Source organism: Paraprevotella sp. (genome assembly GCF_986071375.1).
In genome coordinates this window covers 131,952-153,133 of record NZ_CFQRNQ010000001.1, presented here as the reverse complement: position 1 = coordinate 153,133, position 21,182 = coordinate 131,952, and the positions used below count along the sequence as shown (strand labels likewise).

Genomic DNA, 21,182 nt, shown 5'->3' with positions numbered 1-21,182 from the left:
TCATTTTACTTTAGGCGAGACACAGACGCGAATCCAATCCCGCAAATGACACAATCTGTTTCCATAACCACTCTGCGAATCGCTCACGAGCAGCCACGTACGCCGTCCGTCGGCCAGACGGCTTCCTTCGCACAGACCTTCGTAATTGGCCAATTTCGGCCTGACCAAGCGCATGCGGGTGGAAAAAGCCGCAACCGGTTCCTTTTTCAAAGCGTAACCGGATAACCGTTCCGACGGGGGCTTTTCCGGAAGTGCCGTTCCTGAACCGGGTACGACCTCATAAATCTTCATCAGGGTACGGGCTTTCAACCGCCTCTCCGGTACATTGAATTCCCGTTCCATCACCCATAAGCGTCCGCCTTCCTGCGGCCAGATTGCGACCACCCCGAAAGCATATTGTTTTCCTTTGGCCTCCGATACGGGCATGTCCAACGGATAAGCATACGATGCACGCGGCAGCCCGTCACGCCCAAAACTCTGCAAACGAAGGTAAACGCCATGCCCCGCACCGGGTTCAGCCACCCTGCCATCGGCCTTCAAGGCATTCTCGGTCACGGTCCAGAAAGTTTCGGACTCACGGTCGTAACCCAAAGCTTCGAAACCATAATTCGGCGTAATGGCCGACCGCCCCAATGCCGGAGGGACAGCCAATTCCCGATGTGCCGGTGCGCCGTCCGTCCGATAGGCCACAATACGTTGGTCGGCTTCTCCGCTTACCCACACCAAAGAATCTTCCGGCACGAAAGCCACACCCTCCGCATCCCTTCCACCTTTCAAAGCGGAATCCGTTCCACGGAATCCTTCATTCACCACCTCGGTCACTTGTCCCGTCCGTTCATCCTGTACGATACGGAACACAAAGAACCCGTCCCGTGTCTCCTTGTCGCTCACCACGGCATAGTGCCCGTCTCCTATCGGCGTAATCCCGCTGTAATTCCCCGGCAGAATGTTCCACTGTCCCAAATCTTTCGGTTTCAAGAGTTCCACTTGCTGAGCCACCGCATATCCTGCGGAGAGCCACAGCATCACCATACCGAATATGACATTCAATACATATTTCATTCGCTTACCTCCAATACCGTTCCTGCCCCGTATGCACTGAACTCGGGTGCATACACCCCGTTCAGCTTCACCGCACCGAGGGCATAACGTCCGGCACGCTCCACGTAGCATTCCGCCTCTATCACGTAAGTCCCCTTGGGCAAACGCTCGAAGAAATAGTTCGTCGAAGCGTCCTTCACCTCCTTATAATATCCCAAACCATTGCGGTATTCATAGCCCAAACGGGAGTCCACAGGTTCCAGACAAGCCGCGCGGCCCGCTTTCAGGCGGACGTACTCATAGTCGCGGTCGGACGTGAGCACGTAACGGAGTGTCACGCGGTCGCCCACCCGGGGACGGTCATTGTCCACTTCCTGGCGGATGCGAAGACCCGAAGCGGAACTGCCGACCTCGGACAACGGCAAACGGTATTGCGCATACACCGCACCCCAAGCGGACGGACGGTCTCCCGCCTTTTCCACTTTCAACAAACCGGCACCTTTCGACAGTTCACGGCCTTCCACCGTAGCCGTCACCGTACCCAAACCGGCTAACTTGCTTTCCGAAGATTTCAATACGGCCAGCTCTTCACCCTTCGGGCTTTCCAACCGGACCACATCATTCGAGCGCAAGACCAAATCCCGTTTTTGCCCTTGCATCAAGGCATACACGGCGTCCATGCTGCTCGTAGTAGTCCCCCAGGCCTGCAAACGCTTCTGCGATAACAGCCAGCGGCACATTCCCTCTTGTTCCTTTTCATCCGCGTCTCCCGGCGCTGATAATGCTTCCATCAACAATGTATGCACCGCAATCTTCCGGTCGGAACCCACAAAGCCGTTGGAAGGGTATTCAAGGTGCAACCCTTCTGCCCCGTCCACCAAATGTTCACGCAAAGAACGTACCAGTCCGGCGGCGGCATCAGCCTTGCCCATATAGCGCAATACGATGACGGCTTGGGCGGTTTCGGTAAGAGAAAGCCTGTCACTATCCCCCGCCATCCGTCGTTTTCCGTCAGCCTCTCTTTGTTCCACACAATCCAGAATACGGCTTTGCATATATCCCAAATCTTTACGGACAGATGCATCAAACCAAGTCACGTCGCTCAGGCTTGCCAAATAGAGGTAATCCAACCAATAGGAACCTCCGTACGCATGGATTTTATGCTCGCGCAGGCTTTCCTTGTCCCTGATAATTTCTTCGTGTGCCTTGCCCATCAAATAAACCATCATCTTCTTCACGTCCACATACTGCGCCAAGAGGCTGTCTGTCTTTACGCCCGCCCCGCTCCGGAGCAACAGACAAGCCACACGCTCTGTCAGCCATGCGTTGCCGGACATCCCCTTGAACCAACCGAACGAACCATCACCGCGCTGCAACTTGCCCAAAGCCTCGGCAAACCGGCGACGCAGGTCAGCCTGACGGTTGGCATCAAACAACTGTTGCAAAGCCGCCAACCGCTGCGTCTCCATCTCGGCATCAGCCACCCAAGGTGTTTCTTCCAACACGATGCCGGTCAGGTCTTCCCCGCCAGACAAGGGACTTTTGAGTTCTTCACCCGCCTCGCGTTGCCAAAGTTCCACCGCCGTTTTCACTTGCGGATACCGTGCGGCCAATGTAGAGGAAAGCGTGGAAGCATAATAGGCCGCACCCAATGAGAGCACATCATCCGTCCGTGGCTCCAACACGGAAGGCAGGGCCTGCACGGCATACCACAAGGGATTGGCCGTATATTCCACCGTCAGACGGCGGTGCTCCGCCTCAGGATGGTTGCCTTGGAACAAACCGCCGAGCCGTATCACCGTATCCCCCTCGTGCGACACCACGAAAGGCTGGGTCTGCGTCAGCCATTCCTTGTCCTCCAAAATAGGAAGATAACGCTGTTCCCCGTCTGCATGCTCCCCGGCTTCGAAGATTATGCGACAAGCCGGCAAGGACACACTGCCTGAAGGCGTGTAGGCAAAAGACACCACCGTATCCGATTCCGCCTCCATCTCCACCTTCACCGTCTCTTTCCAAAGGCTCTCTCCCGTAGCCGGGTCGAACACTTCCATCGTGGCCTTGCCTTCCAACGTTTTCCCGGTCAAGTTGAACAACGTGGCCGAAAGCGTGGCACGATCGCCCATCCGCACGAAGCGCGGCAAGCTGAGTTGGGCCATCACCTCTTTGGCGGCTACCACCTCGTCCGTCAACAAGCCCGCCATCATGTCTTTCGTATGGGCCAAAGCCATGAATTTCCACGTCGTCAGGCTTTCGGGCAAAGTGAAGCGCAAGGTCACCACGCCGCTCGTGTCTGTCATCAAACGGGGATAGAAAAAGGCTGTTTCATTCAGGTTCTCACGAATTACCACGTCTTGCGACACTCCGTCTGCCGCAACACCGTCCGCTGTTTTTTTCATGGCTGACATCGCCACGGGTGCGTGCAGCACAGGAGGTTCCGCAAGTGCAACTTCTGCCTCGGCTGCCTGCGCCCCGTACGCCATATCCAACCCGGCAATCCTACCGCTACCCGGAGACATGCCCACCACTACAGTATTATCCGTAATATTGAGCACTTCTTCAACCGTACGGAGACCGCCCCACGCCAACATCGCCGGATTAAAATAGTCGAACCGCAAAGGTTTAGAAACCGTGTAAGGGACACGTGCAGCATACGCAATATAATTGCTGCCGAACCAATTCGTCATACCCATCCTGACAGAAGGCAACGAGGGAAAGAAATGTTGGTAAAAATTCCAGCCATGCGGCTTGATGGCATCCAAGGAGGTATCATACAGTGTAGCCATCAGCTGTGCCGGAGCAGGCCGCCCATCGGGCAATATGACCCGGAGCCGCCATGTTTCTTCCGTACCCGGCTGCAGACGGTCGCGGAACGATGTCCACGCAAGACGCAACTTCCGTTCAGGACACGGACGGACAAGCCGCACTTCCCTTGTCGAACAACGTCCGTCCCGCACCAAATAAAACACAGCCTGCATCCCGTCTGCCCCTTCTGGCACGGACGGATAAGTGAAGTCCATGATGGTATCGGACACAGAATAAACCTTTTCCTCCAAAATACGGTCTTCACAGAACAACATGTAATATAGCGTGACACTGTCGGCCGCCGTACCCACCATCAGACGGGCAGGTTTATCCGGACGGACGGTGTCGTTCACGCAATAGAACCAAAGGTTATCATCGTTGCCCGGACGACGGTCCGACAGGCTGAAAAGTTTGAACGTGTAGGAGGTTTCCACCGTGTCACCTTCTGCCACGGCCCGTACCACCCATCCGTAATCCGCAGAAGGAAGAGCTGACAACTCCGCAATCCGCACCTCGCGGTTGGCAGGCAGACAGATACCCGACAACACTTTCTTCGTCAGTCGGTGTTTCTCCGACAAGAAGAGGTCGGCGGTCACTTCCACTGGTCCCGTATAAAGGGCACCCGTAGCCGTACGCACCCTTGCCGTAAAAGCAGGCAGGCTGTCTTTCACGCACGGTAATGCCCCCTCCAACGCAAGTTCCAATCCCTCCTTGGTCAAAGGGAATCCAATTTTGGCCGACTGCGTCTCGCCAGATGCAGACGTGACCGACACTTCCACCATCTGGCGCAGCCCCCAACTACCCCATAACTCTTCAGTCTCACGCACCGGAACACGCAACATGAACTGCCCGTCTTCACCGGTATAAACCGTATCGAGCGGAAGCTCCTTTTCCCCGTCGACCACCCGATAGAGGGCACGAACGACGAAAGATGTGGCCGACACCCGTGCATGCCGCAAGGGAACCCCATTGTAGTTCATGGCCATACCCGTCAGGCTTACCGTGTCGCCCGGGACGAAGTGTTCGCCCACCTCGTCCAAATGCACCTCAAAGGTGGGACGCTTGTATTCCTCTACCCTGAAATCCGTATGTCCCCATTCTGTACGTATGAAATAACGCCCGGAAAGTCCGGTCGTTGGCAAAGTGAAAGTGCCCGAAAACGTACCGAAAGCATCGCTCTCCACTTTCTGTTCCGCCACGGCCTTCCCATTCGGGTCGTGCAATTCCAACACCACCTTACGCCCTTGCACGGTATGGCTTTCAGCCTGTCGCTCATTGTAACACAGTCCACCCACATACACCGTCTGTCCGGGGCGGTACACCGCCCTGTCTGTGTACAAACGCTCCCGCACCTGTTCCCGTTCTTCTTTGTGGAAAGGCATCCGGAAACGCTCCTGCCAAGGTTGGGCATAACGGTCATCCCCTTTACGAGCCTTTATCGTCAGGCCGTAATGCCCTATATGGTTCCGGATATAAGCGGCATCGCGCCAACGGGCTTTTCCCTCGGCATCCGTCAAAGCGGTATGCAACAGCGTGTCACGATAGTACCATTCCACCGTGGCCGATGGCACGGGCCGCCCCGTACATCCCTCCACTACCGTGCAAAGGCTAGTGCTGTCCGGCAAGAAACCTCCCACCAATAACAAACGTGATGACTTCACCCCGTGGATTTGGGAGGGTTGCAATGTTTCTTGTCCATCCGCTTTTGCGACTATCATATAGTAGCCCACACCGGGAACACGCAAATCGAAAGTATCTGTCACGGCCTCGTATGGAGCATACGCCTTCCATGCCAGGCGTTCTGTCTTCCGCAATCGTCCATACAGTTTCAAGTAAGCCAAGCGGTCGCTCCTATACTTCTTTTCCACCTTATCCCAATCAGGTTCTCCCTCTGGCAACAGGTACCAACTTAACTCCACTCCGGACACATTGCGGTGTTCCACTCGTGCTTCGTAACCCATGTCGGGGTTCACGCTTTCAGACATCCGGAAACGCATTTCCGGTGCTTCCAGTCTTTTCCGGTGATTCAGTAGTTCCTTCGAACGTGGATAAGCCTTATATCTTTCATAGCCTTCTTCTATCCATTGCACTTTCAGGCGCGGACTGACCTCCAAATCGAGCATGCACAGATAAATTTCTGCCGCCAACGGCAAATCACCGAAATGGGCGAGCATCCGCTCGTACGCCTTATACGTTCCGGTTTGCAGCACTTCCCGTTCGCGCCTTGCCACACCGTCAGGGTCATGCTCCGCCACACCTCCATTCGACACACGTGCCACATGTCCGATAGAGTCTAACATCACCAACAATTCCGCCTCACGGTTTCCATTCTTACGATAGACAGCGAGCATTTGTCCATACACGTCCTTGTCCACATCTTCTATCGCAACGGTCCTGTACCGTTTCATAGCCACTGCCCGCCTCCCGATGACATTCAGCAAATCCCCGCCGAAGTAACCGGCATCCTTCCCTTTCTCCACAAAAGGCATGTAGTCGGCGGCTTTGGCCGCTGCCAACAAGTCCGGACGAGCCATGGACAGTTGGTAATTCTCCGATGCAACCTTCATAAACTGCTCCCGCGACCACTCGCGGATGCTGTCGGGATGGGCATCCGTACGGTCGCTGTAATTCCGGTTACGGCCTGCATTGTCTTCATACAAATCTCCCAACACGGAGGCCAGCACCGCCCGTTGAACCTCGTCGGTGGTCTGCCGTTTGAGCCGCTCCAGTTTCATGATGTCGGAATAAAAGCTATCGGGCACGATGTCCTGACGGAGCTTGCAACCGTAGAGCAAAGCTGCCATCTGCTGACCTTTTTGCCTCTCTTTGTCTGCCTTGGCGGCTATCTGTTCCACAACTTTATAAGCAGATTTCGGCAAATCTTGTCTTTCATATTTTTCCACTTGTTTCCATAAATCATCGAAACCCGCAGCCGGGCACCCTGTTCCGAAACAAAGGAACATCACGCATATACTCCATAAGATTTTTTGCTTCATAGTTATTTCTTTTGGTTTTTAGTTCTGATTCATGCAAATAACGGCATTCTTCTTGAAAAATGAAACTATTCAACGTTATAATATTCTAAAAACCATACATCACAGACCAACTGGTTCTCCAATTCACCCATACCCAAAGCCCAAAAACCTGAAAATCCACGACAAAACGAGAAGTGAGGAAGTGGTAAAATCGTTCTGCGCCAAACGAAAAATCAGTCTCCTTTGATTGATTTTTCGTTTGGCGCAGATTGATTCTCGAATCTAAGGAGAACTTTTTAATGCATTCAACCAACTAAAAAACAGCCGTTTACAGATACACGCAAGAATAACAAGAAATCCGGACAAAGCGATGCAGACATCCGCTCCGCAACATGCCCCCGTAATCTCCAAAGCCCATCATGGCCGCATGGAAAAAGGGAACATGCCCGCACGACACATCCCCTTTCCCTATGCAAAATTCCGCTTATTTACGCCTTCTCCGGTATCCGGCGGAGCAACTCCTTCAGGAAATCCCAGAACTTGGCCACCGACGGGATGTGGCAACGCTCATCCGGCGTATGCGGCGAACGGAGCGTAGGACCGAAACTTACCAAGTCCATATCGGGATATACTTCCCCGATAAGACTGCACTCCAAACCGGCATGCACGACCTGTACCAACGCCTCTTCGCCAAACATCTCCTTATAGATTTCCACCATCTGCGCCGTAATCTGCGAATCGAAGTTAGGCTGCCATGCCCCGTAACGACCGCTGAATTCCACCTTCATGCCCGCCATGTTGAAGCAGCTTTCCAACATGGTCCCGACATAGTCCATCATGCTCTCGCTCGAACTGCGTGCCAAAATCAGCACTTCCGCACGTTCCGGTGTCACATTGACAATCGCCAGGTTGGACGAAGTCTCCACGATGTGCGGGATGGACGGGATGTAACGGAGCACACCGTCGTGACAGGCCACAATGGCATCCAGCACATTGTCCTGAATCTCTTCCGGCACCTGAACCGCAGGCATATCCACGCGCTCCATCGTCATCACGATGTGCTCTTCCACGCCACGGTATTCTTCGGCAAACATGTCCGCACAATAATCCACCAGTCCTTGCAACTCATCCACATCATCCGCCGGTACCGTCACTACAGCTTCGCTCTCACGAGGTATGGCGTTACGCATGTTGCCGCCTTTCCACGAAGCCAACCGTGCTTCGTTCTCGCGGATGGCCATGTTCAGGAACCTCGCCATCAGTTTGTTGGCATTGGCACGGTTCTCGCAAATCTCCAAGCCGGAATGTCCGCCGCGCAACCCTTTGACCGTCACCTTGACCGCCACGTCTGCCGGGTCTGCCTCCACGGCTTTATAAGCAATCGATGCCGTCACGTTCACTCCTCCGGCACTTCCTACCACAAATTCGCCCATCGTCTCATTGTCGAAGTTCAGCAGGATGTCGCCCGTCAACGTGTCGGACGCAAGATGGTTGACCCCGTACATGCAAGTTTCCTCGTCGGCTGTAATCAATGCCTCCAACGGGCCGTGCTCCAGGCTCTCGTCTTCCATCACGGCCATGATGGCCGCCACGCCCATTCCGTCGTCCGAGCCCAAGGTCGTCCCCTTGGCTTTCACCCACTCGCCGTCGATATAGGTTTCAATGGGGTCGGTCTCAAAATTATGCCGGCTCTCTGCCGTTTTCTGCGGCACCATGTCCATGTGGGCCTGCATGACGGCTTTCTTACGGTTCTCCATGCCCGGTGTGGCAGGTTTGCGCATGACGATGTTTTCGCCACCGTCTTTGAAAGCCTCGATACCATGGGCTGCCGCCCAATCCAACAGGAATTGCTGTACTTTTTCCAAATGTCCTGACGGACGCGGAACCTGTGTCAATGCATGGAAATTCTTCCATACCACCTGCGGTTCCAAGTTCTTAATCTCGTTCATAACAACCTATTATTATGGTTTGACAATCTGATTTAATTTCTTCCACCCCCTGCTTCCTCCTGGCCTATCCGACGGGTAAAAGCCAATGCCCCGGCAGCATAGAAGCCCAACAACATGACAAGCAAGGTCTGCAACGTATGCACGATGAGCACGAACACGACAGCATCCGGCTCACATACGCCGTAGAGCACCAAAATGGTTTTCACCGCAAAATGCCACGGCCCGGCACCATTCGGCGTGGGTACCAAGACGGCAAACGTGCCGACCACGAAAGCTATCAAGGCGGCCATAGCCCCCAACCCCGAAGTATAGGAAAAACAATAAAAAGTCAAATAGAAATGCAGGAAATAGGCAAGCCATATCCCCAAGGAATACATTATATATATAGGTATATGGCGGACATTGCGCAAAGAAAACACTCCGTCCACAATATTGCGAAGCAAATTGCGGGTATGGTTGAACCACGCCAACCGCCTGGCCAAAACGGCAAGAAACACCAACACGACCAACAAACAAGCTGCCGTGACCCAATAACCGGCTGCAGAAAAGCGTCCGGCCAGTTCTTCAAAACTTACTCCCGTCTCGGCAAAGAACACCATGAACACCTTGACTTGCAGCAAGACTGCCAAAGCAGCCAATAACAAAATCAACAGGGAATCCACCATGCGCTCCGTCACCACCGTCCCCAAGGATTTCGTAAAAGAAGTGCCGTCGTACTTCTTCAATACACCGCAACGCAAGACCTCCCCCACCCGGGGCACCACAAGACTGGAAGCGTATGAAAGAAACACGGCATGCACGCACGAAGACAAACGCGGACGTTCTCCCAACGGAGCCAAAGCCTGCCTCCAACGCACGGCACGCAACACCTGCGCCAACACACCGAAAGGCATGGAAAGCCACATCCACGTCCAATCCATCCCGTCGTTCAAAGCCTCCCACAGCCCGTTCCAGTCGAAATCACGGTACATCCACCACAAAATCAAGCCTCCCAACGCCAAGGGGAAGGCTATTTTTAACGCATGACGAATGATCTTAGAAGTTTCCAATGCCGTCTATGTCTATTTTTGATTACCTTTGTATCCACAAAAATAAAACAAAAAAACAACAATGAAGACAGTCAAGCCCAAAAAGTTTCTCGGACAGCATTTTTTAAAAGACCTGAAAATCGCACAGGACATCGCCGATACAGTAGATGCCTGCCCCGGAATCCCGGTGCTCGAGGTAGGGCCGGGCATGGGTGTCATGACCCAGTTCCTCGTCGGCAAGGGCCGCCCCGTCAAAGTGGTCGAGATTGATTTCGAATCCGTGGCCTACCTACGTGCCAATTACCCCCAGTTGGAAGAAAACATCATAGAAGACGATTTCCTGAAAATGCACCTGGAACGGACGTTCGGCGGGCAACCGTTCGTGCTTACGGGCAACTACCCTTATAACATTTCCAGCCAGATATTCTTCAAGATGCTCGACTACAAAGACCTCATCCCTTGCTGTACGGGCATGATACAGAAAGAGGTGGCGGAACGCATTGCCGCCGGTCCGGGCAGCAAGACCTACGGTATCCTGAGCGTACTCATCCAGGCATGGTACAGCGTGGAATACTTGTTCACGGTGCATGAACACGTATTCAATCCTCCCCCCAAGGTGAAGAGCGCGGTCATCCGTATGACACGCAACTCCACGACGGACTTAGGTTGCAACGAGCGGCTCTTCAAACAGGTAGTGAAAACCACATTCAACCAACGGCGCAAAGTGCTTCGCAACTCCATCCGCCCCGTGCTGGCCGATGCCGACCACAAGGCACGGCAGGAAGGGCGGCTGCCTAAAGACCACGCCGAATTCCTCTCCGCCGAGATATTCGGCCGCCGCCCGGAACAATTATCCGTGGCCGATTTCATCAATCTGACCAATGCCATAACGCGGGAAACTTCCGAAACGGCATACTCCGGAGAAAAGATATAAAAAAACGGCCTCAAAGCCGTTTTTTTATTTGTAACTTCAAGCGGTTTATCGTATCTTTGCACCGCAATTTATCAGAGTATTTATTTAAAATGGACGATTATCACGCGGAAAATATGAACTAAGTAGGACAGAGGTTTGCAAGGAGCTGCCTCCGTTCCGTTATAATTATGGAGGATTTTTATTCATGCGAACATACTGGAATACAAACCGCGGCCTGCGCACGCTCGAAAAGTGGGAACCCAACTGTTGGGTGCAAGTTACTTGTCCGACTCAGGACGATATAGATTATCTGGAGAATACGCTCCACATCCCCGATTACTTTTTAATGGACATCGCCGATACCGACGAGCGTGCCCGCTATGAGTTCGACGACGGTTGGATACTCATCATCCTGCGTATCCCTTACGTGAAAGAAGTACGCTCGCGCACGCCTTATACGACCATACCCCTCGGTATCATCCTGAACAAAGAGGTGTGCATCACCGTGTGCAATTTCGAGACGAACATGATGATTGACTTCGTGAGCTACCAACAAAAACGCGGATTGGGATTCACCGACTCCGTAGACATGGTGTTCCGCCTGTTCCTTTCGTCTGCCGTGTGGTACCTGAAACGGCTGAAGCAAATCAACCTGCTCATCGAGAAAGCCAAGCAACACTTGGATCGTAACGTGGACAACGTGGACCTCATCAACTTGTCGCGCCTGCAAGACAGCCTGACTTATTTCATCACTTCCATCCGAGGCAATGAGACGTTGCTCTCCAAGCTGAAGTTCAAACTTCCGGTGGACGAACTGGATGCCGACCTTATCGAGGATGTCAATATCGAGATGAGCCAGGCACGCGAGACGACATCCATCTATGCCAACATCCTCGACTCGACGATGGACACTTACGCCAACATCATCAACAATAACACGAGCGGCGTGATGAAAATGCTGACGTCCATTTCCATCATCCTCATGTTCCCCACGCTCATCGCCAGTTTACTCGGCATGAACCTGGTCAACGGCATGGAGAATTGGGCATGGGGATTCCCCGTAGCTTTGATGCTTACCGTGGGCATTACAGTGGCATTCGTATGGTATTTCAAGCGAAAAACATGGATTTAAAGCCGGGCAAAGTAAAAAAACAGGAGATTTTTTAGGTTTCCACCGTTTTTTATACTTAATTTGTGCCGATTAAATGAATAGTAAAACCGAATCAGATACTAAAACAAGTAACATGATGGACTCTCAAGAAACTCTCCAGACGGAAGAGAACGTAACAAAAAACGTAACACCTGAAGTGAACGAAACGGAAAATCAAACGATAGAAGTGCCGCAAACACAGGAAGAAGTCGTTGCACGAGTGAAGGAACTGGCCGAAGCCGACGCTCCGGCCGAGAAACAGGAATTGGATACCCTGAAGCAGGCCTTCTACAAAATACATAAGGCAAACGTGGCAGCAGCCCGTGCGCAATTCATCGAAAACGGAGGCGAGCCCGAAGCTTTCCTCCCGGTACCGAATGTGCTCGAGGACGAATTCAAGGCGGCCATGAACGTCATCAAGCAAAAAAGAGCTGAATTGCAGGCCGAACTGGACCGGCAGAAAGAAGAGAACCTGCAGAAAAAGCAGGAAATCTTGGAACGCATCAAGACCCTGAGCGCCACACCGGAGGAAGCCAACCAAGCCTACAAGGAGTTTAAGGAACTCCAGAACCAATGGAAGGAACTGACACTCGTCCCGGCAGAAAAAGCCAACGAGCTGTGGAAAACCTACCAGTTGTACGTAGAGCAATATTACGACCAGCTGAAGCTCAACAACGAATTCCGTGAATACGATTTCAAGAAGAACTTGGAAATCAAAACACGCCTTTGCGAAGCTGCGGAAAAGCTGAACGAAGAAGCCGATGTCATATCCGCATTCCAACAGTTGCAAGCCTTGCATCAGGAATTCAAGGAAACGGGACCCGTGGCGAAAGAATTGCGCGAAGAAATCTGGGCACGCTTCAAAGCCGCTTCCACCGCCGTGAACAAACGCCACCAACAATATTTCGAGGAGCTGAAGCAGAAAGAAGAAGAAAACCTGGCACACAAGACCGCACTCTGCGAGAAAATAGAAGCCATCGACCTGACCGCCATCAAGACGGCGGCTGCATGGGAGTCACAGACGCAGCAAATCATCGAGATGCAAAAGGAATGGCGTACCATTGGTTTCGCCCCTCAAAAGATGAACGTGAAGATTTTCGAGCGTTTCCGTGGCGCATGCGACCGTTTCTTCACGGAAAAGGCTTCATTCTTCAAACGCCTGAAAGAGGAACAGGCTCAAAACTTAGCCAAGAAAACGGAACTCTGCGAAAAGGCCGAGGCACTGAAAGACAGCACGGACTGGAAAGCCACGGCCGACAAGCTCATGCAGATACAGAAGGAATGGAAGACCATCGGTGCCGTTCCTAAAAAGCATTCCGAATCCCTTTGGCAACGTTTCATCGGTGCCTGCGACTATTTTTTCGAACAGAAGGGCAAGAACACGGCATCCCAACGCGGGGAGGAAAAAGAGAACTTGCAAAAGAAGGAACAGGTCATCGATAAGCTGAAAGCCTTGTTGGAGTCCAACGAGGAAGAAAACAAACAGGATGCCGTAAGAGAGCTGATGAAGGAATGGAACGAAATCGGTTTCGTGCCTTTCAAGGAGAAAGACAAAATCTATAAGGCTTACCACGAAACGGTAGACCAACTGTTCAAGGCCCTGAACATGTCGGCCGCACGCCGCCGTCTGGACAACTTCAAGAACAACTTGAAGAACGATGCCAAAGAAGGCGGACAAGGCCTGTCCCGCGAACGGGAACGCCTGGTACGGGCTTACGAGAACAAACGCAGCGAAATCAAGACGTACGAGAACAACCTGGGCTTCCTGACTTGCAGTTCGAAGAAGGGCAGCAGCCTCCTCAACGAAATGAACAAGAAGATGGAGAAGCTGAAAGACGAATTGAACCTGATTGGCGAAAAGATTGCCGCCATCGACAAGGAAATCAAAGCAGCCCAGGCTGAATAAAAGAACAAACCATTTATAAACAAATTGCCGCATCCGGATTTTTACTCCGGATGCGGCTTTTTTTATGCAAGTTTTTGAATTCATGCTCCGCCACAGCCTAATGTTGCGGAGCGCAGGACGGACGCACGGCGCAGAGACTTGCCTCACCGCCCTGAACAGCTTCAAGCGTTTCCGGAAGCATGCCGATTTGGGTTACGACGAGGTTACCTCCGACCTCGTGCAACGTTATGAAAGCCATCTGAAGGAACAAGGTCTCTGCCGCAACACGTCATCATTCTACATCCGGCAGTTCCGCACCTGTTACAATCTGGCCGTGGAACTGGGGCTGACCACCGACCGGCATCCGTTCCGGCACGTCTACACCGGAGTGGACAAGACCGCGAAACGGGCACTCCGGCAAGAGGACATATCACGAATCTACCGCATGGATTTGTCCGGCTTGCCGCAGGCAGCTTTCGCCCGCGACATCTTCATGTTCAGTTTCTTCACCCGTGAGATGCCGTTCGTGGACATGGCCTACCTGAAAAAGTCGGACGTAGCGGATTTGAAGAAAATCGGGCAACAGCTCGGCCTGTCCATACCGCTGACCACGCATTCGCAAGACATTCAAATTCTCATTTCTTATTGAAAAACAAATAGTTAAATCGTTTATTATTCCTGTTTTACATATTGTATAGATATATCCGGCACTTGTTTGTTATATAAATACAAGCATGATCCAATTGGAAGTGATAATCAGCTTTTATTCTATACTTGAAATAGTAACATCATCAAATTCATCCATATAATCGATAAGTCGTTCATTGTGATTACCGCGTTTAACCTTCATCTCAATGTTGGCCTCGAAGATTTCACCTTGTGAGGTACGACGGTCACGCAGTTCATAAGAATAGAGTTCAATGCAGTCATCCTTTATCTGGTTGACCACACGTTTCACGCTCTCTTTCTTAGTAGCTGTAAAGGTAAGTTGCACCGTAGTAGTTCCGACAGTCGGAATAAAGGAATTCATAACTTCCAGCCCGAAAAGCACCATGGCTGTAGCTATGCCGGCTGCTATATACATGCCAGTTCCACAGGCCAACCCGATAGCTGCCGTTACCCATAATCCGGCGGCTGTAGTCAGACCGCGCACTGCATTCTTTTGAAAAATAATTGTTCCCGCTCCAAGGAAACCAATACCGGAAACCACTTGTGCCGCTACTCTCGATGAGTCTTTTAAATCAAAGCCAAAGCCATATTGTGATACAATACAAAAAAGAGCACTACCCAATGCCACCAAGAAATGCGTACGGAATCCGGCTTCTTTTGAACGATATTCACGCTCTATTCCTATGACTCCGCCTAAAAGAAGAGCTACAAATAATCTAAGTGTTATTTCTAAAATCATATCCATCGTTTATATATTTTCGTTTCCTTGTCTTTGGGTATCCAACTGTCCACCAAAGCTCTGTTTTGTTTTATCCATTCCCTTACAGCCTCGCGTTCCGTTCCCCTTGTCTGCTCAATGGCACTCATCAGTGAACTGATTTGCCGGTCCGTAAGATGAATATTCCCCAACAGTTCTGCGGCGAATGGATGTTCCTTGCTGAATCCGGTACGGGCAATCGCCCGGATATATTCCGAGGCTCCATAGATATTTTTCGGGTCGTCCAATACTTTAAGTTCGTAACGGTCGAACATCCAATGGGGGGTCCATCCGGTTACTACAATCCATTCTTTCTTTTTAATCGCCTTGTCAAGAAGCGCAGTCATGGCCGGACCGCTTGAAATCATCAGTTTGTAATCCAGTCCGTAAGTTGGTATGGCCGTTTCCGTACATTTCATGATACCCGTGCCTGCATCAATGCCTACTATTTCCCCATTGAAACGTTCTGTGAACTCCGGCAGCTCCTCTATGCTGTTAATGGGGACATAAGCCGGTACCACAAGACCGATACGGGCACTGTCGAACACCTGCCCCAATATTTCAAATTTTCCCTGATATTTTTCAAAATAGGGTTTATGCGTAACGGGAAGCCAACTGTCAAGAAACACATCCGTCTTTCCACGTGCAAGCGAGGTGAATATCGGGGCGATATCCGCATTGAGCAGTTCTACTTGAAAACCTTGTTCCACAAGAATTTCACGGGCTAAATGGGTCACTGCGATACCTTCCGCCCAGTTAGGATAAGCGATGCTTATTTTATTGGGGTTGATGACACACGATGTCATCAAGGTACTGCTGATAATGGTTGTGATAAATCTGAATATTCTCATAAATTCATTGTGCTAAATATGATGATTATTTCTTTTGGGCGATACCTTGGGTAATACGGTCTAAAATAATAGCCAGTATCACAACGGCAATGCCGCCTTCAAAGCCGAGTCCGATTTTCATTTGTGTGATACCTTTCAGTACCACTTCTCCCAAGCCTCCGGCTGAAATCATGGCAGACACCACTACCATGGAAAGTGCCATCATGATGGTCTGGTTGATGCCGGTTTGTATGGTGGGTAAAGCCAAGGGCAACTGTACCTTGAAAAGTAATTGGCGGGGAGTGGCTCCGAACGATCGGGCAGCTTCTATTACGTTTTTAGGTACTTGCCGTATGCCCAATCCCGTAAGCCGCACCACCGGAGGCATGGCAAAGATGATGGTGGCGAAAGCACCGGGAACCGTACCCAATCCGAAAAACAATACCGCAGGAATCAGATAGACGAAAGCGGGCATGGTCTGCATACAGTCCAGAACGGGACGGAGCATCCGGTTACAGCGTTCACTTTTTCCCGCCCAAATGCCGAGTGGGATTCCTATCAGCAAAGCCATGCAAGTGGAGGAAAGCACTAAGGCGAGCGTTTGCATGGTTTCCTCCCAAAATCCCATACCCCATATCAACAACAGTCCCAGAAGAGTAAAAACCCCCATGCCTTTACCTACTTTCCACCAAGCCAGTGAAACGGTCAGTGGAATAAAAACATAAAACGGGATAGCGTACAATGCCAGTTGGAAACTAACAATAAAACTTTCTACGCCTACATTCAACGCATCAAAAAAAAACGCGCCTTCCTCGGCCAACCATTCGATGGCTGCTTCTATATAACATCCTATATCTATCATTGTATATATCGTTTTTTGTATTATAAATTAATTGCTTGTTGGATAATGTCGTTTATCTCTTCCTTATCCTTGCCGGTCACTTCCACAATGAGCGATGAAAGTGGAACCACTCCTTCAAATTCGCGTTCTTCATTCACCACCCAGATCGGCGAATTGGTCTTGGTCATCAGCGGAAGGATGTCTTCCACCACCGTGTCTGCGGTAATGGAATGAACCTCGCTTTTTATGACCGAAGCGATGTCTTTCACCTTCGCTTCACGCAATTTCACAAGATCTCCCAACCGAACCTCGCCTTGCAAAATACCGCCCGCATCCACTACGGGAAGTACGGTAAGTTTACGCTCCTTCATTTTGCGTATGAGCACTTCCGGTCCTTCCTTACCCAAACGTGCCACCAGAGGCTTGTCCACCATAATCGAAGCGGCTGTGACGATACGGCTGCGATCCACATTCTCCACAAAACTCTGTACATAGCCATTGGCGGGTTCCGTGAGGATTTCCTCCGAGGTGCCAATCTGTTGAATCTCACCGTCGCGCATGATAGCGATACGGTCACCCAACTTGATGGCTTCTTCCAAGTCGTGGGTAATGAACACGATGGTCTTTTTCATTTTTGATTGTAAGGCCAGCAGCTCGTCCTGCATCTGCACCCGGATCAACGGGTCCAGGGCCGAGAAAGCCTCGTCCATCAACAACACCTCAGGGTCATTCGCCAAAGCACGTGCCAATCCGACACGTTGTTGCATACCGCCTGAAAGCTCGTTTATCATCTGATTTTCATAGCCGTCAAGCCCTACAAGTTTCATGCATTCCAGTGCTTTTTGTTCGCGCCCTTCCTTACCTATGCCTTGCAGCTCAAGTCCAAAAGCAATATTCTGCAACACGGTACGGTGAGGCAACAGGCCGAAATGCTGAAATACCATAGCCAGTTCCTTGCGTCGGACGGCACGCAGTTCCTCATCGGACATGGTGACGATGTTCTTGCCATCGACCGCAATTGCCCCAAAGGTGGGTTTGTTAAGCCGGTTGATACAACGTAACAAACTGGATTTTCCGCTTCCACTTAACCCCATAATGACGAATATCTCACCTTCGTTGATGGTAAAGTTGGCTCCATTTACAGCGACAGTGCATCCTGTTTCTTTTTTGATTTCCTGTTTACTCTTTCCTTTCATCAGCATTTTGAACGCTTTGTTCCGTTCACGACCGAAAATAAGGTAGAGTTTCATCACTTCTATTTTCTTTTTTTCATTCATAAACAAACCTTTCTTTCATTCGTTAATCTTTTCTTCGGCTTAAACACAAAACAAGTTGAATGTCTATTTGATAAGCAAATAGACACACTGGAATTCGATTGTCATTCCATACGGAATAACAATCATTTCTTTTTTATTGTTTCAGAAAACAACTACAATAGGGGCGATACTAATAAGTCTGAATCATGTGAGATAAATGGACCTGTTTTCAACTAAGAATTGTCCCGATGATTCTGCCCTCTAAAGGCTTTTGTTGCACGATGTATTTGCAAAGATACTAAAAACATACGGTTAAACAAACGTTATTGGCTAGCATCCGGGACTTTTACAGCCCCATACGTAGTATGGATAAATTCTTAATATTTTTCAACAAATGGCAAAAGATGGCAAATAACCCGTATTTGTCGTTTTTTTCTTGTTTGTCAAACTTTTAAAGGCTAATTTTGCATTTTTGTTAATTCGCTCTGTTTGTTTCATCATCTGAAAGAGCACAAAAAACTATTTCACAAATGAATATCCGACTGGAACCCAAAGAGATTACAGATGCTTATAGTACGCCCATTGTTCAGCAAACTTCCTTTTGGTCGAAAGTAAAAGAACAGCTTGGCATGAGTTCCTGCGCTTTCGATTACAGCGTGCGCAACAGTGACCTTTACACCCACGTGGGAGGTTATGCGTACACTCAAGCCGATTTCATTATGTTCTTTCAACATCTCAACCGTGAGGATTATATCGCTTATCTGCCCTATGGCCCCGAGATAGAACCATCAGAAGAAAATCAAGGTACTTTTCTGGAAGAACTTTCCGAATCACTTCGCTCTTTCCTGCCCAAGCATTGCATAGTCCTGCGTTATGACCTCAATTGGAAAAGCCATTGGTGCAAAGCTGATGATTTTGACGAAGCAGGCCGATGGATAGGACTTCCCCAAAAAGAGTTTCAAGAAATAAAACTCAACTATGGCACTTGCTGCCATAACCTGCGTAAAGCCAACACCAACATTCTGCCGGCCAATACCATTGTACTTGATTTATCCACCGATGAAGAGAAAATACTTGCACGGATGAAACCCAAGACACGTTATAACATCCGCTTGGCACTGAAACACGGAGTAGAGGTGCGTTCGGCAGGAATCGAAGGATTACAGATTTGGCATAGCCTCTATCAAGAAACTGCTTTCCGTAACGGGCTTCACCTGAACGATATTCAGTATTTCCATTCCATATTTGCTTCAAAGATGGAATGTGACGACCCCAAAGTGAATGTAAAGTTACTCATAGCCTATCATGACAACACTCCGTTGGCTGCGATGTTCTTGGTGTTCTCATCCCATCGGGCTACTTACCTCTATGGAGCCTCTTCGTCATCTCACCGCAACCTAATGCCCACTTATGCCTTGCAATGGAGAGCTATACAGTTGGCGCGTGAGCACAACTGCTTGGAGTATGATATGTTCGGTATCGCTCCGTATGCCGATGCCTCACATCCCATGTACGGGCTTTATAAGTTCAAACATGGTTTTGGTGGAGAAATCTATCATCAATTGGGATGTTGGGACTATCCTCTAGAAGAGGATAAGTATCAATATTTTACGGCAAAGGAAATGAGCATGCAGGGATATTACCAACCTTAAAAGTATTCATTATAATCGGTAAAGAAGTCACGGTTTATGTTTTACAGTTCATCCTCATTTAATTATTCGTTAATATGTTGTTCTTTGTATGGTATAAGATCAGCGATGGATACCAGAATTTTAGCATTGCTGAAATATCACCCTTATAAAAAGATGGAAAAATACGGTTTGCGATAGATTGAAAAACGAATAAAGTTCATTTTCTTTTTCAGCAGCAGAAAGGTAACTTTCTCCATTGATGACTGTATCCTTCCCCACCCGTACATAAGGATTTAATGTCATACAAGGCACCAACGGGAAAACACGGAAAGTGTGAATTCCATAACAAAGAAAAGGATTCACCCTACTCCACATATTAGATGCCGAGGCCGACTAAGCGTCTTCTTACAGATTGGCCGGCAGGGGAAGCCCCGTCTTAAACTAATATTTACTCCGTATGCCACATGAGAATAAAGGCCAAAAGGATAAAGATTGAAATCGGGCAGAAAGCCTGGTGCCCATTGATTACAATCCTCAAAGCCATCACCGAAGCCTTCTGATTTCAAAGCCTGCCGCCTCCACGCGTCAGGCTTCTTTTTCCCAAACAGCTTCCTTCAGGCATATTCCGTCAGCCCGAAACATGAAACGGCGTTTCTACCTAACAAGTGTTAAAAGAACATAGCCACACCATAAAATCCTATCCCCCCCACACCTTGACGTGCCCCCTGTATCCCCCTCTCCCAAGAGTTTTCAGAAAAATGGCTTCATCTTTCAGCCCGAACGATAACACACTGTGTTCCAATACGTACAATAACTGAAGGATAGAACATCCATCTTTCAGCCTTCCTTCAGGATGAAAACAGGAAACCGGTCGGCTGAAAGCGGAAAATCATTTGGCGCAGAACGAAAAATCGCTTGGCTGAGATTGAAAAATCGTTTGGCGCAGAAAAAAGCCCTTTTAAGGAAGAGCCTTTCCCGTCTTCCGTAAGGTATGCAGACACCTTCGGCTGAAAGATGGCCGGTACATCCTTCAGGGCACAACAAACTTGTTTTTAAGAGACTTACGATAAGACCTGAAAGATGAAGGAGCTTTTTTGAAAAATCCCTGTGAGGGAAAAGAATACCATTTTCACATCGCCCCGGAACCAACCACCGCGCACAAAAAAGGCTTTCCCCGAAATGAGGAAAGCCTCGTGTTGGACTACCAGGATTCGAACCTGGAAAAACAGGACCAGAATCTGTTGTGTTACCATTACACCATAGTCCAATCTTCCACAAAAAACAGATGCCACCGACACTGTTGCAGTTGGGCTACCAGGATTCGAACCTGGAAAAACAGGACCAGAATCTGTTGTGTTACCATTACACCATAGCCCACTGTCCTTTTTGCGAGTGCAAATTTAGCGACTTATTTTTGAACCCACAAATTTTTATACCCTTTTTTCATGCGGGAAC

13 protein-coding genes and 2 tRNA genes are annotated in these 21,182 nt (G+C 50.0%); 5 read left to right on the top strand and 10 right to left on the bottom strand.

Annotation, left to right across the window (positions count from 1 at the left end; all coding sequences use genetic code 11):
- The 4 genes from AC5RDV_RS00565 to AC5RDV_RS00550 form a co-directional block, all read right to left on the bottom strand.
- On the bottom strand, positions 1–1,062 hold the full coding sequence (locus AC5RDV_RS00565; RefSeq protein ID WP_282747524.1) for an esterase-like activity of phytase family protein: 1,062 nt from the start codon (positions 1,060–1,062) through the stop codon (positions 1–3).
- Positions 1,059–6,839 (bottom strand): alpha-2-macroglobulin family protein, encoded by a 5,781-nt coding sequence (locus AC5RDV_RS00560; RefSeq protein ID WP_282747526.1) that lies wholly within the window; start codon positions 6,837–6,839, stop codon positions 1,059–1,061. The genes AC5RDV_RS00565 and AC5RDV_RS00560 overlap by 4 nt, the downstream gene beginning before the upstream one ends.
- Positions 6,840–7,306: 467 nt before the next feature.
- Entirely contained in the window at positions 7,307–8,767 is a 1,461-nt protein-coding gene (locus AC5RDV_RS00555) for an aminoacyl-histidine dipeptidase (RefSeq protein ID WP_008629819.1), read from the bottom strand.
- Between the two features lie 32 nt (positions 8,768–8,799).
- Positions 8,800–9,816: a lysylphosphatidylglycerol synthase transmembrane domain-containing protein gene (locus tag AC5RDV_RS00550; protein WP_008629817.1), complete on the bottom strand. Its 1,017-nt coding sequence runs from the start codon at positions 9,814–9,816 to the stop codon at positions 8,800–8,802.
- A 61-nt stretch (positions 9,817–9,877) separates the two neighbouring features.
- On the opposite strand from AC5RDV_RS00550, the gene rsmA reads away from it, so the two are divergent.
- The 4 genes from rsmA (at position 9,878) to AC5RDV_RS00530 (ending at position 14,392) form a co-directional block, all read left to right on the top strand.
- Positions 9,878–10,729 (top strand): 16S rRNA (adenine(1518)-N(6)/adenine(1519)-N(6))-dimethyltransferase RsmA, encoded by an 852-nt coding sequence (rsmA, locus tag AC5RDV_RS00545; protein ID WP_008629815.1) that lies wholly within the window; start codon positions 9,878–9,880, stop codon positions 10,727–10,729.
- A 184-nt stretch (positions 10,730–10,913) separates the two neighbouring features.
- On the top strand, positions 10,914–11,840 hold the full coding sequence (locus AC5RDV_RS00540) for a magnesium transporter CorA family protein (protein WP_008629813.1): 927 nt from the start codon (positions 10,914–10,916) through the stop codon (positions 11,838–11,840).
- A gap of 112 nt (positions 11,841–11,952) precedes the next feature.
- Entirely contained in the window at positions 11,953–13,764 is a 1,812-nt protein-coding gene (locus tag AC5RDV_RS00535; protein WP_282747531.1) for a DUF349 domain-containing protein, read from the top strand.
- 64 nt (positions 13,765–13,828) lie between these two features.
- Positions 13,829–14,392, top strand: a complete 564-nt coding sequence (locus AC5RDV_RS00530) for a site-specific integrase (RefSeq protein ID WP_282747533.1) — start codon at positions 13,829–13,831, stop codon at positions 14,390–14,392.
- Between the two features lie 114 nt (positions 14,393–14,506).
- Here the strand turns inward: AC5RDV_RS00530 and AC5RDV_RS00525 are convergent, their stop codons facing one another.
- Genes AC5RDV_RS00525 through AC5RDV_RS00510 form a run of 4 tightly spaced genes read right to left on the bottom strand, consistent with a single transcriptional unit; the run spans position 14,507 to position 18,117 of the window.
- Entirely contained in the window at positions 14,507–15,157 is a 651-nt protein-coding gene (locus tag AC5RDV_RS00525) for an MgtC/SapB family protein (protein WP_130894066.1), read from the bottom strand.
- On the bottom strand, positions 15,148–16,020 hold the full coding sequence (locus AC5RDV_RS00520; protein WP_130894065.1) for a glycine betaine ABC transporter substrate-binding protein: 873 nt from the start codon (positions 16,018–16,020) through the stop codon (positions 15,148–15,150). Before AC5RDV_RS00520 ends, AC5RDV_RS00525 begins: the two co-directional genes overlap by 10 nt.
- A 25-nt stretch (positions 16,021–16,045) precedes the next feature.
- Positions 16,046–16,861: an ABC transporter permease gene (locus tag AC5RDV_RS00515; protein ID WP_282747538.1), complete on the bottom strand. Its 816-nt coding sequence runs from the start codon at positions 16,859–16,861 to the stop codon at positions 16,046–16,048.
- 20 nt (positions 16,862–16,881) lie between these two features.
- On the bottom strand, positions 16,882–18,117 hold the full coding sequence (locus AC5RDV_RS00510; protein WP_276786875.1) for a quaternary amine ABC transporter ATP-binding protein: 1,236 nt from the start codon (positions 18,115–18,117) through the stop codon (positions 16,882–16,884).
- Between the two features lie 509 nt (positions 18,118–18,626).
- Here AC5RDV_RS00510 and AC5RDV_RS00505 point away from each other — a divergent pair.
- On the top strand, positions 18,627–19,748 hold the full coding sequence (locus tag AC5RDV_RS00505; RefSeq protein WP_282747543.1) for a lipid II:glycine glycyltransferase FemX: 1,122 nt from the start codon (positions 18,627–18,629) through the stop codon (positions 19,746–19,748).
- A gap of 1,175 nt (positions 19,749–20,923) precedes the next feature.
- Here AC5RDV_RS00505 and AC5RDV_RS00500 read toward each other — a convergent pair.
- Together AC5RDV_RS00500 and AC5RDV_RS00495 are read right to left on the bottom strand one after the other, a co-directional pair.
- Positions 20,924–20,994, bottom strand: a tRNA-Gln gene (locus tag AC5RDV_RS00500).
- Positions 20,995–21,033: 39 nt separating this feature from the next.
- Positions 21,034–21,104, bottom strand: a tRNA-Gln gene (locus tag AC5RDV_RS00495).
- Positions 21,105–21,182 lie beyond the last annotated feature (78 nt).

Bases quoted from the DNA above. Each gene is read 5' to 3' on its own strand.
- AC5RDV_RS00565 (WP_282747524.1), bottom strand. From the start codon at position 1,062: ATGAAATATGTATTGAATGTCATATTCGGTATGGTGATGCTGTGGCTC.
- AC5RDV_RS00560 (WP_282747526.1), bottom strand. From the start codon at position 6,839: ATGAAGCAAAAAATCTTATGGAGTATATGCGTGATGTTCCTTTGTTTC.
- AC5RDV_RS00555 (WP_008629819.1), bottom strand. From the start codon at position 8,767: ATGAACGAGATTAAGAACTTGGAACCGCAGGTGGTATGGAAGAATTTC.
- rsmA (WP_008629815.1), top strand. From the start codon at position 9,878: ATGAAGACAGTCAAGCCCAAAAAGTTTCTCGGACAGCATTTTTTAAAA.
- AC5RDV_RS00540 (WP_008629813.1), top strand. From the start codon at position 10,914: ATGCGAACATACTGGAATACAAACCGCGGCCTGCGCACGCTCGAAAAG.
- AC5RDV_RS00535 (WP_282747531.1), top strand. From the start codon at position 11,953: ATGATGGACTCTCAAGAAACTCTCCAGACGGAAGAGAACGTAACAAAA.
- AC5RDV_RS00530 (WP_282747533.1), top strand. From the start codon at position 13,829: ATGCAAGTTTTTGAATTCATGCTCCGCCACAGCCTAATGTTGCGGAGC.
- AC5RDV_RS00525 (WP_130894066.1), bottom strand. From the start codon at position 15,157: ATGGATATGATTTTAGAAATAACACTTAGATTATTTGTAGCTCTTCTT.
- AC5RDV_RS00520 (WP_130894065.1), bottom strand. From the start codon at position 16,020: ATGAGAATATTCAGATTTATCACAACCATTATCAGCAGTACCTTGATG.
- AC5RDV_RS00515 (WP_282747538.1), bottom strand. From the start codon at position 16,861: ATGATAGATATAGGATGTTATATAGAAGCAGCCATCGAATGGTTGGCC.
- AC5RDV_RS00510 (WP_276786875.1), bottom strand. From the start codon at position 18,117: ATGAATGAAAAAAAGAAAATAGAAGTGATGAAACTCTACCTTATTTTC.
- AC5RDV_RS00505 (WP_282747543.1), top strand. From the start codon at position 18,627: ATGAATATCCGACTGGAACCCAAAGAGATTACAGATGCTTATAGTACG.